Below are 14,957 nucleotides of genomic sequence, written 5' to 3'. Positions count from 1 at the left end.
AACGCATGCGTTTGTGTGACCGAGATATTGAAGCCTGGCTGGATGAAGGCCGTCTGTCTATTACCCCGCGTCCACCGGTTGAACGCATCAATGGCGCCACCGTCGATGTCCGTCTGGGGAATAAATTCCGCACGTTTCGCGGACACACCGCGGCGTTTATCGATCTGAGTGGGCCGAAGGATGAAGTCGCCGCCTCCCTTGAGCGCGTAATGAGCGATGAAATTGTCCTGCCGGAAGGGGATGCCTTTTTCCTGCATCCCGGCGAACTGGCACTGGCGGTCACCTATGAATCCGTGACCTTACCCGCCGATCTGGTGGGCTGGCTGGACGGCCGCTCGTCACTGGCGCGTCTGGGGCTGATGGTACACGTCACGGCGCACCGTATCGATCCGGGCTGGTCAGGCTGCATCGTGCTGGAGTTCTATAATTCAGGCAAACTGCCGCTGGCGCTGCGTCCGGGTATGCTGATTGGTGCGCTGAGCTTTGAACCGCTTTCCGGCCCGGCAGCCCGTCCGTATAACCGTCGGCAGGACGCGAAATACCGTGACCAGCAGGGCGCGGTTGCCAGTCGTATTGATAAAGATTGAGTATTAATCGCTCGCTGAGGATGCCATGAGAAGAGTGTTAACCACGCTGATGATTTTGCTTGTCGTGCTTGTTGCCGGCATCTCTGCGTTGGTACTGCTGGTCAACCCGAACGATTTTCGTGCCTATATGGTGCAGCAGGTTGAGGCGCGTAGCGGTTATCAGTTGCAGCTCGATGAGCCGTTGCGCTGGCATGTCTGGCCGCAGCTCAGCATTCTCTCCGGGCGCATGTCGTTAACCGCGCCGGGCGCGTCCACGCCGCTGGTGTCGGCGGCGAACATGCGGCTGGATGTGGAACTCTGGCCGCTGCTTTCGCATCAGTTGCATGTGAAGCAGGTGATGCTGAAAGGCGCGGTGATCCAGTTAACGCCGCAAACCAAAGCCGCGCGCAAACCCGATGCGCCGGTTGCGCCGGACGACAATCCTATGCCGCAGGTGGATGCCGATCGCGGCTGGTCCTACGCCATTTCCCGTCTTCAGGTTGCCGACAGCGTGTTGGTGTTCCAGCACGAAAATGAAGAACAGGTCACGGTGCGCGACATCCGTCTGAACATGGAACAGGATGCCTCGTATCACGCCGTTGTCGATTTTTCCGGGCGCATCAATCGTAACCAGCGCGATCTGACGCTGGCGATGAAAGCAAATATCGACGCCGCGGATTATCCCCACAACCTGGACGCCGCTATTGAACAGTTCGACTGGCAGCTTAAAGGCGGCGATGTCGCCCCGCAGGGCATCAGCGGCACGGCGACGCTTAACGCCAGGTGGCAGGAAGCGCAAAAGCGCATCTCGTTCAGCAATCTGAACGTTACCGCTAACGACAGCACGCTGAGCGGGCAGGGTAGCGTGGTGCTGAATGACACCCCGGACTGGGCGCTCGATCTGCACTTTGACAAGCTCAATCTGGAAAATTTACTGAGCGGCCAGACGATGACGGATGCCAGCAGCGATGCCGCGCAGAAAGGCCAGGCGCAGGCTAAGCTGTTACCGCGTCCGGTTATTGCCAGCGACAGCAGCGAACCGGAATACACCAGCCTGCGCGGCTTTACTGCCAGGGTGGCACTGACCGCCGGACAGATCCGCTGGCGCGGGATGGATTTCACCGACGTCAGCAGCGAAATGACCAACCAGGCAGGGCTGTTAACCCTCTCCACGCTCCAGGGCAAAATGGGCAACGGCACGCTTTCTCTGCCGGGCCGCCTTGATGTGCGCGGCAGAACGCCGAAAAGCGCCTTTAAGCCGACGCTCGAAAACGTCGAGATTGGCACCATTCTGAAAGCCTTCGATTATCCCATTGCCCTGACCGGGGCCATCTCGATGAACAGTGACTTCACCGGCAATCAGGTTGATGCCATGGCGTTTCGCCATGACTGGCAGGGCAGCGCGCACCTTGAAATGGCGAACGTGCAAATGGAAGGGCTTAATTTCCAGCAGCTGATCCAGCAGGCCGTAGCGCGCAGTAGCGACGTGAAAGTGGAGCAGGATTACGACAACACCACCCGACTGGATGCGCTGAGCACCGATCTGGAACTGGATCACGGCACCGTCACTCTGAGCGATTTACAGGGCAGCTCACCGCTGATAGCGCTCGACGGGCAGGGCACGCTGGATCTGGTCAACGAAGAGAGCGACACCCAGTTTAACGTGCGTGTGCTCTCCGGCTGGAATGGCGGCAACAGCGAGTTGATTACCTTCCTGCGCAAAACGCCAATCCCAATCAGCGTTTACGGCAAATGGGATGCGTTGCAGTACAACCTGAAAATAGACCAGGTGCTGCGCGACCATCTCCAGGGTGAGGCGAAACGTCGCCTGAATAAGTGGGCGGATCGTAATAAAGACAGTAAATACAGCGAAGATGTGAAAAAGCTGCTGGAGAAAATGTAGCGGCTGATAAACCTGTCCCCGGGCGAAAGCCGGGGACAGGTTGCGGGATCAGACTTCGTAATCCATTTCGCTCTCTTTGCGTAACGGCACAATCTGTACTTTCTGCACGCGATGGCTCTCAACCTGTAGCGTGATGAGCCGGAAATCCCCCACCTGCACTTCTTCACCCACCTGCGGAATGCGCTGCAAATTCTCCATCAGCAAGCCTGCGATAGTGTGATATTCACGCTTCTCGTCCAGCGGCAGCGGCACAAATTGCACCAGATCTTCCAGCGGCATATGCCCGTTCGCCGTCCAGCTTCCGTCGGCGTTTTTCTGAATATCGTGGCGGGCGTCGATCTCTTCCACTTCGTTCGGCAGGTTACCGGCGATGGTTTCCATCACGTCACTGAGCGTCACCACACCTTCCACCGAACCAAATTCATCCACCACAAAAGCAAAGTGAGTGCGGGCGTTACGGAACTGTTCCAGCGCCTGTAACAGCGGCAGCCCTTCCGGGAACACCAGCGGCTGGCGCACCAGCACGTTGAGGTTCAGCGGTTCGCCGCGCAGCGCCTGTTGCAGCAGATCGAGAATATGCACCACGCCCAGCAGATCTTCTTGCATATCGCCGCCGGTGACCACCACGCGGGTATGCTGGTTCTTGTCCAGTAGCTCGCGGATCACCTCTTCCGGCGCGGTCAGGTCGATATGTTCAATGTCATGGCGGGAGGTCATGATGCTGCTGACCGTACGCTGATTCAGATTCAGCACCCGTTCGATCATCAGCCGTTCCTGGGGTTTGAAGATCTGCGTATTATCATGGTCAGCCAGCATGGAGGCGGTTTCAACATCCAGCTCGGCATCTTCTTTGCGGCCGCTGAGCAGGCGCATCACTGCTTCGGTTGTGCGCTGACGCAGCGTGTTATCCGCGAACAGGAAACGGCGGCGGTTGAAGATCGCCAGCTGGTTGAGCGATTCAATCAATACCGAGAAGCCGATGGCGGCGTACAGGTAGCCTTTCGGGATGTGGTAGCCAAAGCCTTCGGCGATCAGGCTAAAACCAATCATCAGCAGGAAGCTAAGACAGAGAATAACGATAGTCGGATGGTTATTCACAAAGCGGGTGAGCGCTTTACTGGCCAGCAGCATCAGTGAAATGGCGATGATAACGGCTGCCATCATCACGGCGAGGTGATCGACCATACCCACGGCGGTGATCACCGAGTCCAGCGAGAACACGGCATCGAGAATGACGATCTGCGTCACCACCGCCCAGAATTTTGCCCCGCGCCGCTGCGTCGGGTTGTCGCTGTCTTTCCCCTCCAGCCGTTCGTTAAGCTCGACCGTGGCTTTGAACAGCAAGAAGAAACCCCCAAACAGCATGATCAGGTCGCGCGCGCTGAAGCTCAGGCTGCGCACGCTGAACAGCGGGGTGGTGAGGGTCACCAGCCAGGATATTGAGGCCAGCAGCACCAGACGCATCAGCATCGCCAGGATAAGGCCCGTGACGCGCGCGCGGTCGCGCTGCGCAGGCGGAAGTTTTTCCGCGAGGATAGCAATAAAGACCAGGTTATCTATGCCGAGCACCAGCTCGATAACGATCAGAGTAAACAGTCCCGCCCAGATAGAGGGATCGGCAATCCATTCCATAGTAAGTGTCGTACCTTGTGTAATATGACGATTGTCACGTTTTGATCATGGGTACATTGCGCCCAAAATGCAATATTCCCCTGCGATTTATCCGAATAATCGCACCATAGGTTTAAATGATATTTCGCGATCGGCGGAGCGATATGTACTTATATTTAGTAAGCCATTACATCGGATAAGTTAGGAATTATCGTATTCGCGAAGCTATATATATAAGTTGTCAATATGAAGAAATTCCTAAAAGCTTATAAATTTGAGGTTAATATTAATCTTAAAAAGACCTTACCCCGGACAAGTTACCTTGCCTGCTATTACGTTAGCTGCAACAATTCTTCCAGCGCATCATGGCGTTCTTTTGTATGTCATATTTTTGGCGGCATGATGGGTTAAGTTCTTCTTTATCTGATAGCCACTATAGAGACGTACATTATTTCTTCTCAATAATGTACAGATACAGGGTGCAATCAATAACTTACTGTTTTATCAGTGAATTGGTAACTGGAAGCCAGGGGCGGTAGCGTGCCCGGACGCGTGTGAATCAGCTCCGATTATTCTGTCAACGCACCGCGTTTGAATAAGCGATTTTTAGGACTGATGCCAGTTATATTTAGCAGCCTTTAACTGCATGCTAAATGGGAACAGGCTACGCGCTTATTTATACCGCACAGGATAATTACTCTGCCAAAGTGATAAATAATCAATGATGAAATCCAAAATGAAATTGATGCCATTATTGGTGTCTGTGACCTTGATGAGTGGTTGTACGGTTTTTCCCGGCAGCAATATGTCGACCATGGGCAAGGATGTCATTAAACAGCAAGATGCTGACTTCGATCTTGACCGCATGGTGAATGTTTATCCTTTGACCCCCCGACTGGTCGAACAGTTACGTCCCCGTCCGAATGTCGCTCAACCTAATATGTCGCTGGATCAGGAAATCGCGAATTATCAGTACCGTGTCGGTCCTGGCGATGTCCTGAACGTCACCGTCTGGGATCACCCGGAACTGACCACGCCAGCAGGCCAGTATCGTAGCTCAAGCGAAGCCGGTAACTGGGTGCAGCCGGACGGCACGATGTTCTATCCGTATATCGGTAAAGTCCACGTAGTGGGCAAAACCCTCGCGGAAATCCGTAGTGATATTACCGGCCGTTTAGCGCAGTACATTGCTGACCCGCAGGTGGACGTTAATATCGCTGGCTTCCGCTCGCAGAAAGCCTATATCTCCGGCCAGGTAAATAAATCCGGTCAGCAGGCGATCACCAACGTACCGCTGACGGTGCTGGATGCCATCAACGCCGCCGGTGGTCTGACCGATAACGCCGACTGGCGCAATGTGGTCTTGACCCACGAAGGCCGCGAACAACGCATTTCTTTGCAGGCGCTGATGCAAAACGGCGACCTGAGCCAGAACCGCCTGCTCTATCCGGGCGACATCCTCTTTGTGCCGCGCAACGACGATCTGAAAGTGTTCGTGATGGGCGAAGTGAAAAAACAGAGCACCCTCAAAATGGACTTCAGCGGCATGACGCTGACCGAAGCGCTGGGTCAGGCAGAAGGTCTGGATCTGAGCACGTCCAATGCCAGCGGTATCTTCGTGATCCGTCCGCTGAAAGGCGAGAAGGGACGCGACGGCAAGATCGCCAACATTTACCAGCTTGATATGTCTGACGCCACCTCTCTGGTGATGGCGACGGAATTCCGCCTCCAGCCGTACGACGTGGTTTACGTCACGACCGCACCGGTCGCTCGCTGGAACCGTCTGATCAACCAGCTGTTGCCGACCATCAGTGGCGTTCGCTACATGACCGACACGGCCAGCGACTTGCATACCTGGTAAAACGCGATGTTTAACAAAATTCTGGTGGTTTGCGTAGGGAATATCTGCCGCTCCCCGACGGCGGAACGGTTATTACGGGCATTTCAGCCGGGCCTGACCGTCGATTCGGCGGGACTGGGCGCGCTGGTGGGAAAAGGGGCTGACGCCACGGCAAGCAGCGTGGCGGAACAGCATGACATTTCGCTTGCGGGCCACAGCGCCCGCCAGATCACGTCGCGCATGTGTCGCGAATACGATCTGATCCTGGTGATGGAAAAGCGTCACATTGCTTCGCTGTGCGACATCGCACCGGAAATGCGCGGCAAAGTGATGCTGTTTGGTCACTGGGATAATGAGCGGGACATCCCCGATCCGTATCGCAAAAGCCGTGAAGCTTTTGAAGCCGTTTACACCTTACTCGAAAGGTCTGCCCGCCAGTGGGCGCAGGCATTGAACGTTCAGCAGGGATAACAATGACAGAAAAACTACAGCATTCTGCCGCCTCCCAGACAGGCAGCGATGAAATCGACATCGGACGCCTGATTGGGACGGTGGTTGAGGCACGCTGGTGGGTGCTCGGCATTACCGCCGTCTTTGCGGTGGCGGCGGTGATCTATACCCTGTTCGCCACGCCGATTTACAGTGCCGATGCGCTGGTGCAAATCGAGCAGGATTCCGGCAACTCGCTGGTGCAGAACATTAACAGCGCGTTGTCGAATAAACCGCCGGCGTCCGATGCGGAAATTCAGCTGATCAAATCGCGAATGGTGCTGGGCAAAACCGTTGACGAACTTGATTTAGATATTGCCGTGACCAAAAACACCCTGCCGATTATCGGCGACGGCTGGGAACGGCTGATGGGGCGTCAGAATGAAACGGTAAAGGTCACCGCGTTTACCCTGCCGAAAGGGGCGGGCGATCAGGTGTTCACGCTGCGCGTACTTAGCCCGACCCAGTACCAGCTGACCAGCGACGCCGGTTTCAGCGCCAAAGGCGAAGTGGGCAAGCGGCTGGAAAAAGACGGCGTGATGCTGGAAGTGAGCGCGATCCAGGCGTCCACCGACAGCGAATTCACCGTGACTAAGTTTTCCACGCTCGGCATGATCAACAATCTGCAAAACAACCTCACCGTCACCGAAAACGGGAAAGACACCGGCGTGCTCAGCCTGTCGTTTACCGGGGAAGATCGCGAGCAGATCCGTGCCATCCTGAACAGCATTACCCGCAACTACCTTGAGCAGAACGTGGCGCGTAAATCGGAAGAAGCGGCGAAAAGCCTCGCCTTCCTCGCTAAACAGCTGCCGGAGGTTCGCCGTAATCTGGATCAGGCGGAAAACAAACTGAACGCCTTCCGTCAGGACAAGGACTCGGTGGATTTACCGCTGGAAGCGAAAGCCGTGCTGGACTCGATGGTTAACATCGACGCGCAGTTAAACGAGCTGACCTTTAAAGAGGCGGAGATTTCCAAACTCTATACCAAAGCGCACCCGGCCTACCGCACGCTGCTGGAAAAACGTAAAGCGCTGGAAGATGAAAAATCCAGGCTGAACGGGCGCGTTACGGCGATGCCAAAAACCCAGCAGGAAATTGTGCGTCTGACCCGCGATGTAGAATCCGGCCAGCAGGTGTACATGGCGCTGCTCAACAAACAGCAGGAGCTGAAGATCACCGAAGCCAGTACCGTCGGCGATGTGCGTATTGTTGACCCGGCGATCACCCAACCTGGCGTGCTGAAACCGAAGAAAGCGCTGATTATTCTTGGCAGCATTATCCTCGGCCTGATGTTGTCGATTGTCGGCGTGCTGCTGCGCTCGCTGTTTAATCGCGGCATCGAAAGCCCGCAGGTGCTGGAAGAGCATGGCATCAACGTCTACGCCAGCATTCCGCTGTCTGAATGGCAGAAATCCCGCGACCAGGTCAAAACCGTCAAAGGCACGAAACGCTATAAGCAGAGCCAGCTGCTGGCGGTGGGTAACCCGACTGACCTTGCCATTGAAGCCATTCGTAGTCTGCGCACCAGTCTGCACTTCGCCATGATGCAGGCCAACAACAATGTGCTGATGATGACCGGTGTTAGCCCGTCGATCGGTAAAACCTTTGTGTGCGCCAACCTCGCGGCGGTGGTCAGCCAGACCAACAAGCGCGTGCTGCTGATCGACTGTGATATGCGTAAAGGTTACGCCCATGAACTGCTCGGCACCGACAACGTGAACGGTCTGTCGAACGTGCTCTCCAGTACCGGTGACATTGCCGCCTGTGCAAAACCGACCTCTGTGCCGAACTTTGACCTGGTGCCACGGGGTCAGGTGCCGCCGAACCCGTCTGAACTGCTGATGAGCGAGCGCTTCAGTCAGCTGATTACCTGGGCGAGCAAAAACTATGACCTGGTGCTGATCGACACCCCACCAATCCTCGCGGTGACCGACGCCGCCATTGTGGGTCGCCATGCCGGTACCACGCTGATGGTGGCACGCTACGCGGTGAATACCATCAAAGAGGTGGAAACCAGCCTGAGCCGTCTGCATCAGAACGGCATCGAGGTGAAAGGGGTGATCCTCAACTCCATCTTCCGCCGTGCGACGGGCTATCAGGATTACGGGTACTACGAGTACGAGTACAAGTCTGATTCAAAATAACAGTATTCCCCTCACCCTAACCCTCTCCCTAAGGGAGAGGGGAGAGATCGTGCCCGACGCATCCACCCTCTCCCATGGGGAGAGGGGAGAGATTGAGCCCGACGCATCCACCCTCTCCCATGGGGAGAGGGCCGGGGTGAGGGGGGGAACTACCGAGCTGATGAATAACATCAACGAAAGGGAACGGACAATGAGCACAACAGACCGCCCATTAATTTCAATTTACATGCCAACCTGGAACAGGCAGCAACTGGCGATCCGGGCGATTAAATCGGTGCTGCGCCAGGATTACAGCAACTGGGAGATGATCATCGTCGATGACTGCTCCTCGTCTTTTGAGCAGTTACAACAGTTTGTCGACGGCCTTAACGATCCGCGCGTGCGCTATACCCATAACGAGATCAACTCCGGTGCCTGCGCGGTGCGCAACCAGGCCATCATGCAGGCTAACGGTGAGTACATTACCGGTATCGACGATGATGACGAATGGACGCCAAACCGCCTGTCGGTCTTCCTGGCGCACAAACATCAGCTGGTGACACACGCGTTTTTATACGCCAACGACTATATCTGCGAAGGGGAAGTTTACGCCCAGCCAGCCAGTCTGCCGCTGTACCCGAAATCACCCTATTCCCGCAAGCTGTTCTACAAACGCAATATCATCGGCAACCAGGTCTTTACCTGGGCCTGGCGGTTTAAAGAGTGCCTGTTCGATACCGAACTGAAGGCCGCGCAGGATTACGATATTTTCCTGCGCATGGTGGTGGAATATGGTGAGCCGTGGAAAGTCGAAGAGGCCACGCAGATCCTGCACATCAATCATGGCGAAATGCAGATCACGTTATCGCCGAAAAAGTTCTCCGGCTATTTTCACTTTTACCGCAAGCACAAAGACAAATTCGACCGGGCCAGCAAAAAGTATCAGCTGTTCACGCTGTACCAGATCCGCAATAAGCGCATGACCTGGCGCACATTGTTAACACTGCTGTCTGTGCGGAACGGCAAACGCCTCGCTGACGGGCTGCGGGGGAAATAATGCGACTGGAAGATTTTCGCGCTAACCACTGGAGCCTGCGTCCATGCTGCATGGTGATGGCTTACCGCATCGCGCATTTCTGCTCAGTGTGGCGTAAAAAAAATGTCCTCAACAATATCTGGGCCGCACCGGTACTGGTGCTGTACCGCTTTATAACCGAATGCCTGTTTGGCTACGAGATCCAGGCGGCGGCGACCATCGGACGGCGTTTCACCATTCATCACGGCTATGCCGTGGTGATCAACAAAAACGTCGTGGCGGGGGATGATTTCTCCATCCGTCACGGCGTCACCATCGGTAACCGCGGCGCGGACAGCCTGGCCTGTCCGGTGATTGGTAACGGCGTCGAGCTGGGTGCCAACGTGGTGATGATCGGTGACATCACCATCGGCAACAACGTCACCATTGGCGCGGGCAGTGTGGTGCTGGACAGTGTGCCGGATAACGCGCTGGTGGTGGGTGAGAAAGCGCGCGTGAAGGTAATGAAATGAACATTCTGCAATTTAATGTGCGTCTCGCCGAGGGCGGCGCAGCGGGCGTGGCGCTGGATCTGCACCAGCGCGCGCTGCAAAAGGGACTGCCTTCCCGTTTTGTGTACGGCTACGGCAAAGGCGGCAAAAACAGCGTCAGCCATAACGACTATCCGCAGGTGATCAAACAGACCCCCCGCCTGACGTCGATGGCCAACCTGGCGCTGTTTCGGCTGTTTAACCGTGATGTTTTTGGCAACCTGAACAGTTTGTACCGCACCGTCACCCGCACACCTGGCCCGGTGGTGCTGCACTTTCACGTCATGCACAGCTACTGGCTGAACTTAAGTGACCTGGTGGCGTTTTGCCAGAAAGTCAACGCCCACAAGCCGGACGTGACCTTCGTCTGGACGCTGCACGATCACTGGAGCGTGACCGGGCGCTGTGCTTTTACCGACGGCTGCGAAGGCTGGAAAACCAACTGTCAGAAGTGCCCTACGCTGGACAACTATCCGCCGGTAAAAATTGACCGCGCGCACCAGCTGGTGGCGGGCAAACGCCAGTTGTTTAACGCGATGCTGGCGATCGGCTGCACTTTTATCTCTCCGAGCCAGCACGTCGCCGATGCTTTCAACCGTATTTACGGCGAAGGGCGCTGCCGCATTATCAATAACGGCATTGATGTGGCGACCGAGGCGATCCTCGCCGAACTGACGCCGGTAAGCGAAACCGCTGGCGTGCCGAAAATCGCCATTGTGGCTCACGATTTGCGCTACGACGGTAAAACTAATCAGCGTCTGGTGCGCGACATGATGGCGCTCGGTGACAAAATCGAACTGCATACCTTCGGCAAGTTTTCACCCTTTGAAGGCGCGAACGTGGTGAACCACGGGTTTATGACGGATAAACGCCAGTTGATGAGCGAGCTTAATCAGATGGATGCGCTGGTGTTCAGCTCGCGGGTGGATAACTACCCGCTGATCCTCTGCGAAGCGCTGTCCATCGGCGTGCCGGTCATTGCGACCCACAGCGATGCGGCGCAGGAAGTGCTGTATAAATCCGGCGGCAAAACCTTTGCCGAATCGGAGGTGGTTTCCCTGGTGCAGCGCCCGAAAGCGGATATTGCCCAGGCGGTGTTTGGCACTACGCTGGACGCGTTCCGCGCGCGCAGCCGCCAGGCGTACAGCGGCGAACAGATGCTGGAGGAGTATGTCTCGTTCTATCAGAGTCTGTAGTTATCTGCTGTTGCCGCTCATCTATCTGCTGGTGAACGTTAAGATCGCCCAGATAGGGGAGAGCTTCCCGATAACCATCGTCACGTTTTTACCGGTCATGCTGCTGCTGTATGTCGATAAGATCAGCATCAAGAAGCTGATGATTGCGCTGGGCATCGGCGCGGGGCTGACCCTGTTCAACTACATTTTCGGTCAGTCGCTGAATGCCGGAAAGTATGTCACCTCGACGCTGCTGTTTGTCTATCTGGTGATCATTATCGGCATGGTGTGGAGTATTCGCTTTAAAACGATTTCGCCGCACAACTATCTCAAGATTTTGCGTTTCTTCTGGCTGGTGGTGGGTTTTGTCGTCATGCTCGCCGCGGCTGAAATGGCGCAGATTATTCTCAGCGGTGGCAGTAGCCTGATGGAGAATATTTCGAAATATCTGATTTACAGTAACAGCTATGTTCTGAATTTCATTAAGTTTGGTGGTAAACGAACCACTGCTATGTATTTCGAGCCAGCGTTCTTCGCTCTGGCGTTAATCTCAATTTGGCTCAGCATCAAACAGTTTGGTATCAAAACGCCCAAGACCGATGCTATGATTCTGGCAGGGATAGTTCTCTCAGGATCGTTCTCCGGAGTAATGACATTTATCCTGTTTTACCTGCTGGAATGGGCATTCCAGTATCTGAATAAAGAGGCGATTAAGAAAAAGCTGCCCCTGGCAATAATTTCACTCGCCGTGTTTATGGTCGGCGTAGTATTCGCATTTCCTTATATTTCGGAACGTCTGGGTGATTTGGGTACAGAAGGCTCATCTTCTTATTACCGTATCATCGGGCCGCTGGCGATGGTGGGCTATTCATTAACCAATATCGACGGCGTAGTGCGCTTCGGTTCGCTTTATGAATATGTTGCATCATTCGGAATCTTTAACGGTGCGGACGTCGGGAAAACAATAGACAATGGGCTGTATCTGCTGATCATTTATTTCTCATGGTTCGCAGTGTTACTGACGATATGGTACATGTCGAAAGTGGTAAAAATGATGATTAACGCGTTTGGTAATAATCAGAATTATCGCGTTCAACTTTTTCTTTTTACCCCGGTGTCATTGTTTTTCACCGGTTCGATTTTCAGTCCAGAATATGCTTTTTTAATCGTCTGCCCTTTTATTTTGCGCAAAGCGCTGAATATTACGCATTCAAGATGAGGTGGTTTACATGCTCCTAAGTGTCATTACTGTCGCGTTTCGAAATTATGACGGCGTGGCGAAAACTTATGCGTCACTGGCGCATCTGGCACAGGCACATGACATCACCTTCGAATGGATCGTGGTGGACGGTGGCTCCCAGGATGGCACCGCAGAATTTCTGGAAAACCTTAACGGTCAGTACAACTTACGTTATATCAGCGAGAAAGATAAAGGCATTTACGATGCAATGAATAAAGGCATCGCGATGGCGGAAGGGCGCTTTGCCCTGTTCCTGAATTCCGGTGATATTTTCCACCCGGACGCCGCCAACGTGGTACGCCAGCTGGAAAACGCCCCGGAAAGCGCCATGGTTATTGGCGATGCGTTGCTTGATTTTGGCGACGGAAAAAAAATTCGCCGCGGCGCGAAACATGGATGGTATATCTACCACAGCTTACCGGCCAGCCATCAGGCTATATTCTTCCCGGTGAGCGGTCTAAAAACCTACCCCTACGATTTACAATATAAAGTCTCTTCCGATTATGCGCTGGCCGCCCGTATGTATAAAGCGGGATACGCCTTTAAGCGCCTGAAAGGACTGGTATCCGAATTTTCGATGGGCGGCGTGTCAACCTCGAATAATCTGGAATTATGCCAGGATGCCAGAAATGTGCAGCGTAAAATATTACGCGTGCCGGCATTTTGGGCAGAGCTTTCTTACCTGCTGCGCAAACGCACAACCGGTAAAACAAAAGCCTTATATAACAAAGTCTGAATATAAGGAAATACGATGCAGGAATTAAACGGATTCACGGTACCCGCCGGCTTCCGCGGGGCCAGTGCGCTTAAAGTTCAGCTCTGGTGGGCAGTGCAGGCGACATTATTTGCCTGGTCACCGCAGGTCATGTACCGCTGGCGCGCATTTTTATTGCGTCTTTTTGGCGCAAAAATTGGTAAAGGCGTGGTGATCCGCCCGTCAGTAAAAATTACGTATCCATGGAAATTAACGCTCGGTGATTATAGCTGGGTGGGTGATGACGCGGTGTTATATACGCTGGGCGACATCACCATCGGCGCGAATTCTGTGGTGTCACAAAAGTGTTATTTATGTACGGGCAGTCACGATTATCAGAGTGCGCATTTCGATATTAATGCCACTCCCATTGTGATTGGCGATAAATGCTGGCTGGCAACGGATGTTTTCGTCGCTCCCGGCGTACAGATTGGCGACGGCACCGTAGTTGGCGCCCGTAGCAGTGTTTTTAAGACGCTTCCGGCGAACGTGATTTGCCGGGGTAATCCCGCAGTGGTGACGCGCAAACGCGTCGAAACGGCACCTTTTGAGGAAAATAAATTATGAGTAAAGTTGCTCTCATCACCGGCGTAACCGGACAGGATGGCTCTTATCTGGCTGAACTTCTCCTGGAGAAGGGTTATGAAGTTCACGGCATCAAACGTCGTGCTTCCTCTTTTAACACTGAGCGTGTGGATCATATCTACCAGGATCCGCATACCAGCAACCCGAAATTCCACCTGCACTATGGCGATCTGACCGACAGCTCCAACCTGACGCGCATCCTGCAGGAAGTGCAGCCGGATGAAGTGTACAACCTGGGTGCGATGAGCCACGTTGCGGTTTCCTTCGAATCCCCGGAATACACGGCGGATGTTGACGCCATGGGTACCCTGCGTCTGCTGGAAGCGATCCGTTTCCTCGGCCTGGAAAAGAAAACCCGTTTCTATCAGGCATCCACCTCTGAACTCTATGGTCTGGTGCAGGAAATCCCGCAGAAAGAGACCACGCCGTTCTACCCGCGTTCTCCGTATGCCGTTGCCAAACTGTACGCTTACTGGATCACCGTTAACTACCGCGAATCCTATGGCATGTATGCCTGTAACGGCATCCTGTTTAACCACGAATCCCCGCGTCGCGGCGAAACCTTCGTGACCCGTAAAATTACCCGTGCTATCGCCAACATCGCTCAGGGTCTGGAATCCTGCCTGTACCTCGGCAACATGGACTCCCTGCGTGACTGGGGCCATGCGAAAGACTACGTGAAAATGCAGTGGATGATGCTGCAACAGGATCACCCGGAAGATTTCGTTATCGCAACCGGCGTGCAGTACTCCGTACGTCAGTTCGTGGAAATGGCAGCGGCTCAGCTGGGTATCAAACTGCGCTTTGAAGGCACTGGCGTTGACGAGAAAGGCATTGTGGTGTCCGTAACTGGTCACGATGCACCGGGCGTGAAGCCTGGCGATGTGATTGTTTCTGTTGACCCGCGTTACTTCCGTCCGGCGGAAGTGGAAACCCTGCTGGGTGACCCGACCAAAGCACACGAAAAACTGGGCTGGAAACCAGAAACTACCCTGCAGGAGATGGTCTCTGAAATGGTAGCCAAGGATCTGGAAGCGGCTAAGAAACACTCGCTGCTGAAAGCTCATGGCTTCGAGGTCGCCATCGCGCTGGAGTCGTAAGC

The 14,957-nt window shown here is 54.4% G+C and carries 13 protein-coding genes; 12 read left to right on the top strand and 1 reads right to left on the bottom strand.

The window, feature by feature from the left end; translation table 11 throughout:
* The first annotated feature begins 5 nt into the window (after nucleotides 1-5).
* Nucleotides 6-587, top strand: coding sequence for a dCTP deaminase (gene dcd, locus KW828_RS13370; protein WP_088219125.1), 582 nt, complete (start codon nucleotides 6-8; stop codon nucleotides 585-587).
* A gap of 25 nt (nucleotides 588-612) precedes the next feature.
* Nucleotides 613-2,469, top strand: a complete 1,857-nt coding sequence (gene asmA, locus KW828_RS13365; RefSeq protein WP_218336806.1) for an outer membrane assembly protein AsmA — start codon at nucleotides 613-615, stop codon at nucleotides 2,467-2,469.
* Nucleotides 2,470-2,517: 48 nt separating this feature from the next.
* On the opposite strand, the gene KW828_RS13360 is transcribed toward asmA, so the two are convergent.
* Complete coding sequence (locus KW828_RS13360; protein WP_218336805.1) at nucleotides 2,518-4,101, bottom strand: TerC family protein; 1,584 nt, start codon at nucleotides 4,099-4,101, stop codon at nucleotides 2,518-2,520.
* A gap of 700 nt (nucleotides 4,102-4,801) precedes the next feature.
* On the opposite strand from KW828_RS13360, the gene KW828_RS13355 reads away from it, so the two are divergent.
* From KW828_RS13355 to gmd, 10 genes are all read left to right on the top strand, one after another.
* Nucleotides 4,802-5,941: a polysaccharide export protein gene (locus tag KW828_RS13355; RefSeq protein WP_218336804.1), complete on the top strand. Its 1,140-nt coding sequence runs from the start codon at nucleotides 4,802-4,804 to the stop codon at nucleotides 5,939-5,941.
* A 6-nt stretch (nucleotides 5,942-5,947) separates the two neighbouring features.
* Entirely contained in the window at nucleotides 5,948-6,391 is a 444-nt protein-coding gene (wzb, locus tag KW828_RS13350; RefSeq protein ID WP_218336803.1) for a low molecular weight protein-tyrosine-phosphatase Wzb, read from the top strand.
* A 2-nt stretch (nucleotides 6,392-6,393) separates the two neighbouring features.
* Entirely contained in the window at nucleotides 6,394-8,556 is a 2,163-nt protein-coding gene (gene wzc, locus KW828_RS13345) for a tyrosine-protein kinase Wzc (RefSeq protein ID WP_218336802.1), read from the top strand.
* Nucleotides 8,557-8,746: 190 nt separating this feature from the next.
* Entirely contained in the window at nucleotides 8,747-9,592 is an 846-nt protein-coding gene (gene wcaA / locus KW828_RS13340) for a colanic acid biosynthesis glycosyltransferase WcaA (protein WP_218336801.1), read from the top strand.
* Nucleotides 9,592-10,083 (top strand): colanic acid biosynthesis acetyltransferase WcaB, encoded by a 492-nt coding sequence (wcaB, locus tag KW828_RS13335; protein WP_218336800.1) that lies wholly within the window; start codon nucleotides 9,592-9,594, stop codon nucleotides 10,081-10,083. Before wcaA ends, wcaB begins: the two co-directional genes overlap by 1 nt.
* Entirely contained in the window at nucleotides 10,080-11,297 is a 1,218-nt protein-coding gene (gene wcaC / locus KW828_RS13330; protein ID WP_218336799.1) for a colanic acid biosynthesis glycosyltransferase WcaC, read from the top strand. Before wcaB ends, wcaC begins: the two co-directional genes overlap by 4 nt.
* Nucleotides 11,272-12,495, top strand: coding sequence for a colanic acid polymerase WcaD (wcaD, locus tag KW828_RS13325; protein ID WP_218336798.1), 1,224 nt, complete (start codon nucleotides 11,272-11,274; stop codon nucleotides 12,493-12,495). The genes wcaC and wcaD overlap by 26 nt, the downstream gene beginning before the upstream one ends.
* A gap of 10 nt (nucleotides 12,496-12,505) precedes the next feature.
* Nucleotides 12,506-13,252, top strand: a complete 747-nt coding sequence (wcaE, locus tag KW828_RS13320; RefSeq protein ID WP_218336797.1) for a colanic acid biosynthesis glycosyltransferase WcaE — start codon at nucleotides 12,506-12,508, stop codon at nucleotides 13,250-13,252.
* 15 nt (nucleotides 13,253-13,267) lie between these two features.
* The gene (gene wcaF, locus KW828_RS13315) at nucleotides 13,268-13,837 is read left to right on the top strand and encodes a colanic acid biosynthesis acetyltransferase WcaF (RefSeq protein WP_218336796.1); all 570 of its coding nucleotides are present in this window, start codon (nucleotides 13,268-13,270) and stop codon (nucleotides 13,835-13,837) included.
* A complete protein-coding gene (gene gmd / locus KW828_RS13310; protein WP_088219114.1) occupies nucleotides 13,834-14,955 on the top strand; it encodes a GDP-mannose 4,6-dehydratase in 1,122 nt (373 codons plus the stop codon). The genes wcaF and gmd overlap by 4 nt, the downstream gene beginning before the upstream one ends.
* Nucleotides 14,956-14,957: the final 2 nt, after the last annotated feature.

Origin of the sequence: Enterobacter sp. ENT03 (assembly GCF_019218745.1) — a bacterium.
GTDB lineage: Bacteria > Pseudomonadota > Gammaproteobacteria > Enterobacterales > Enterobacteriaceae > Enterobacter_D.
Note: the sequence above shows the minus strand (reverse complement) of the source record. Positions and strands in the feature narration are given on the sequence as shown.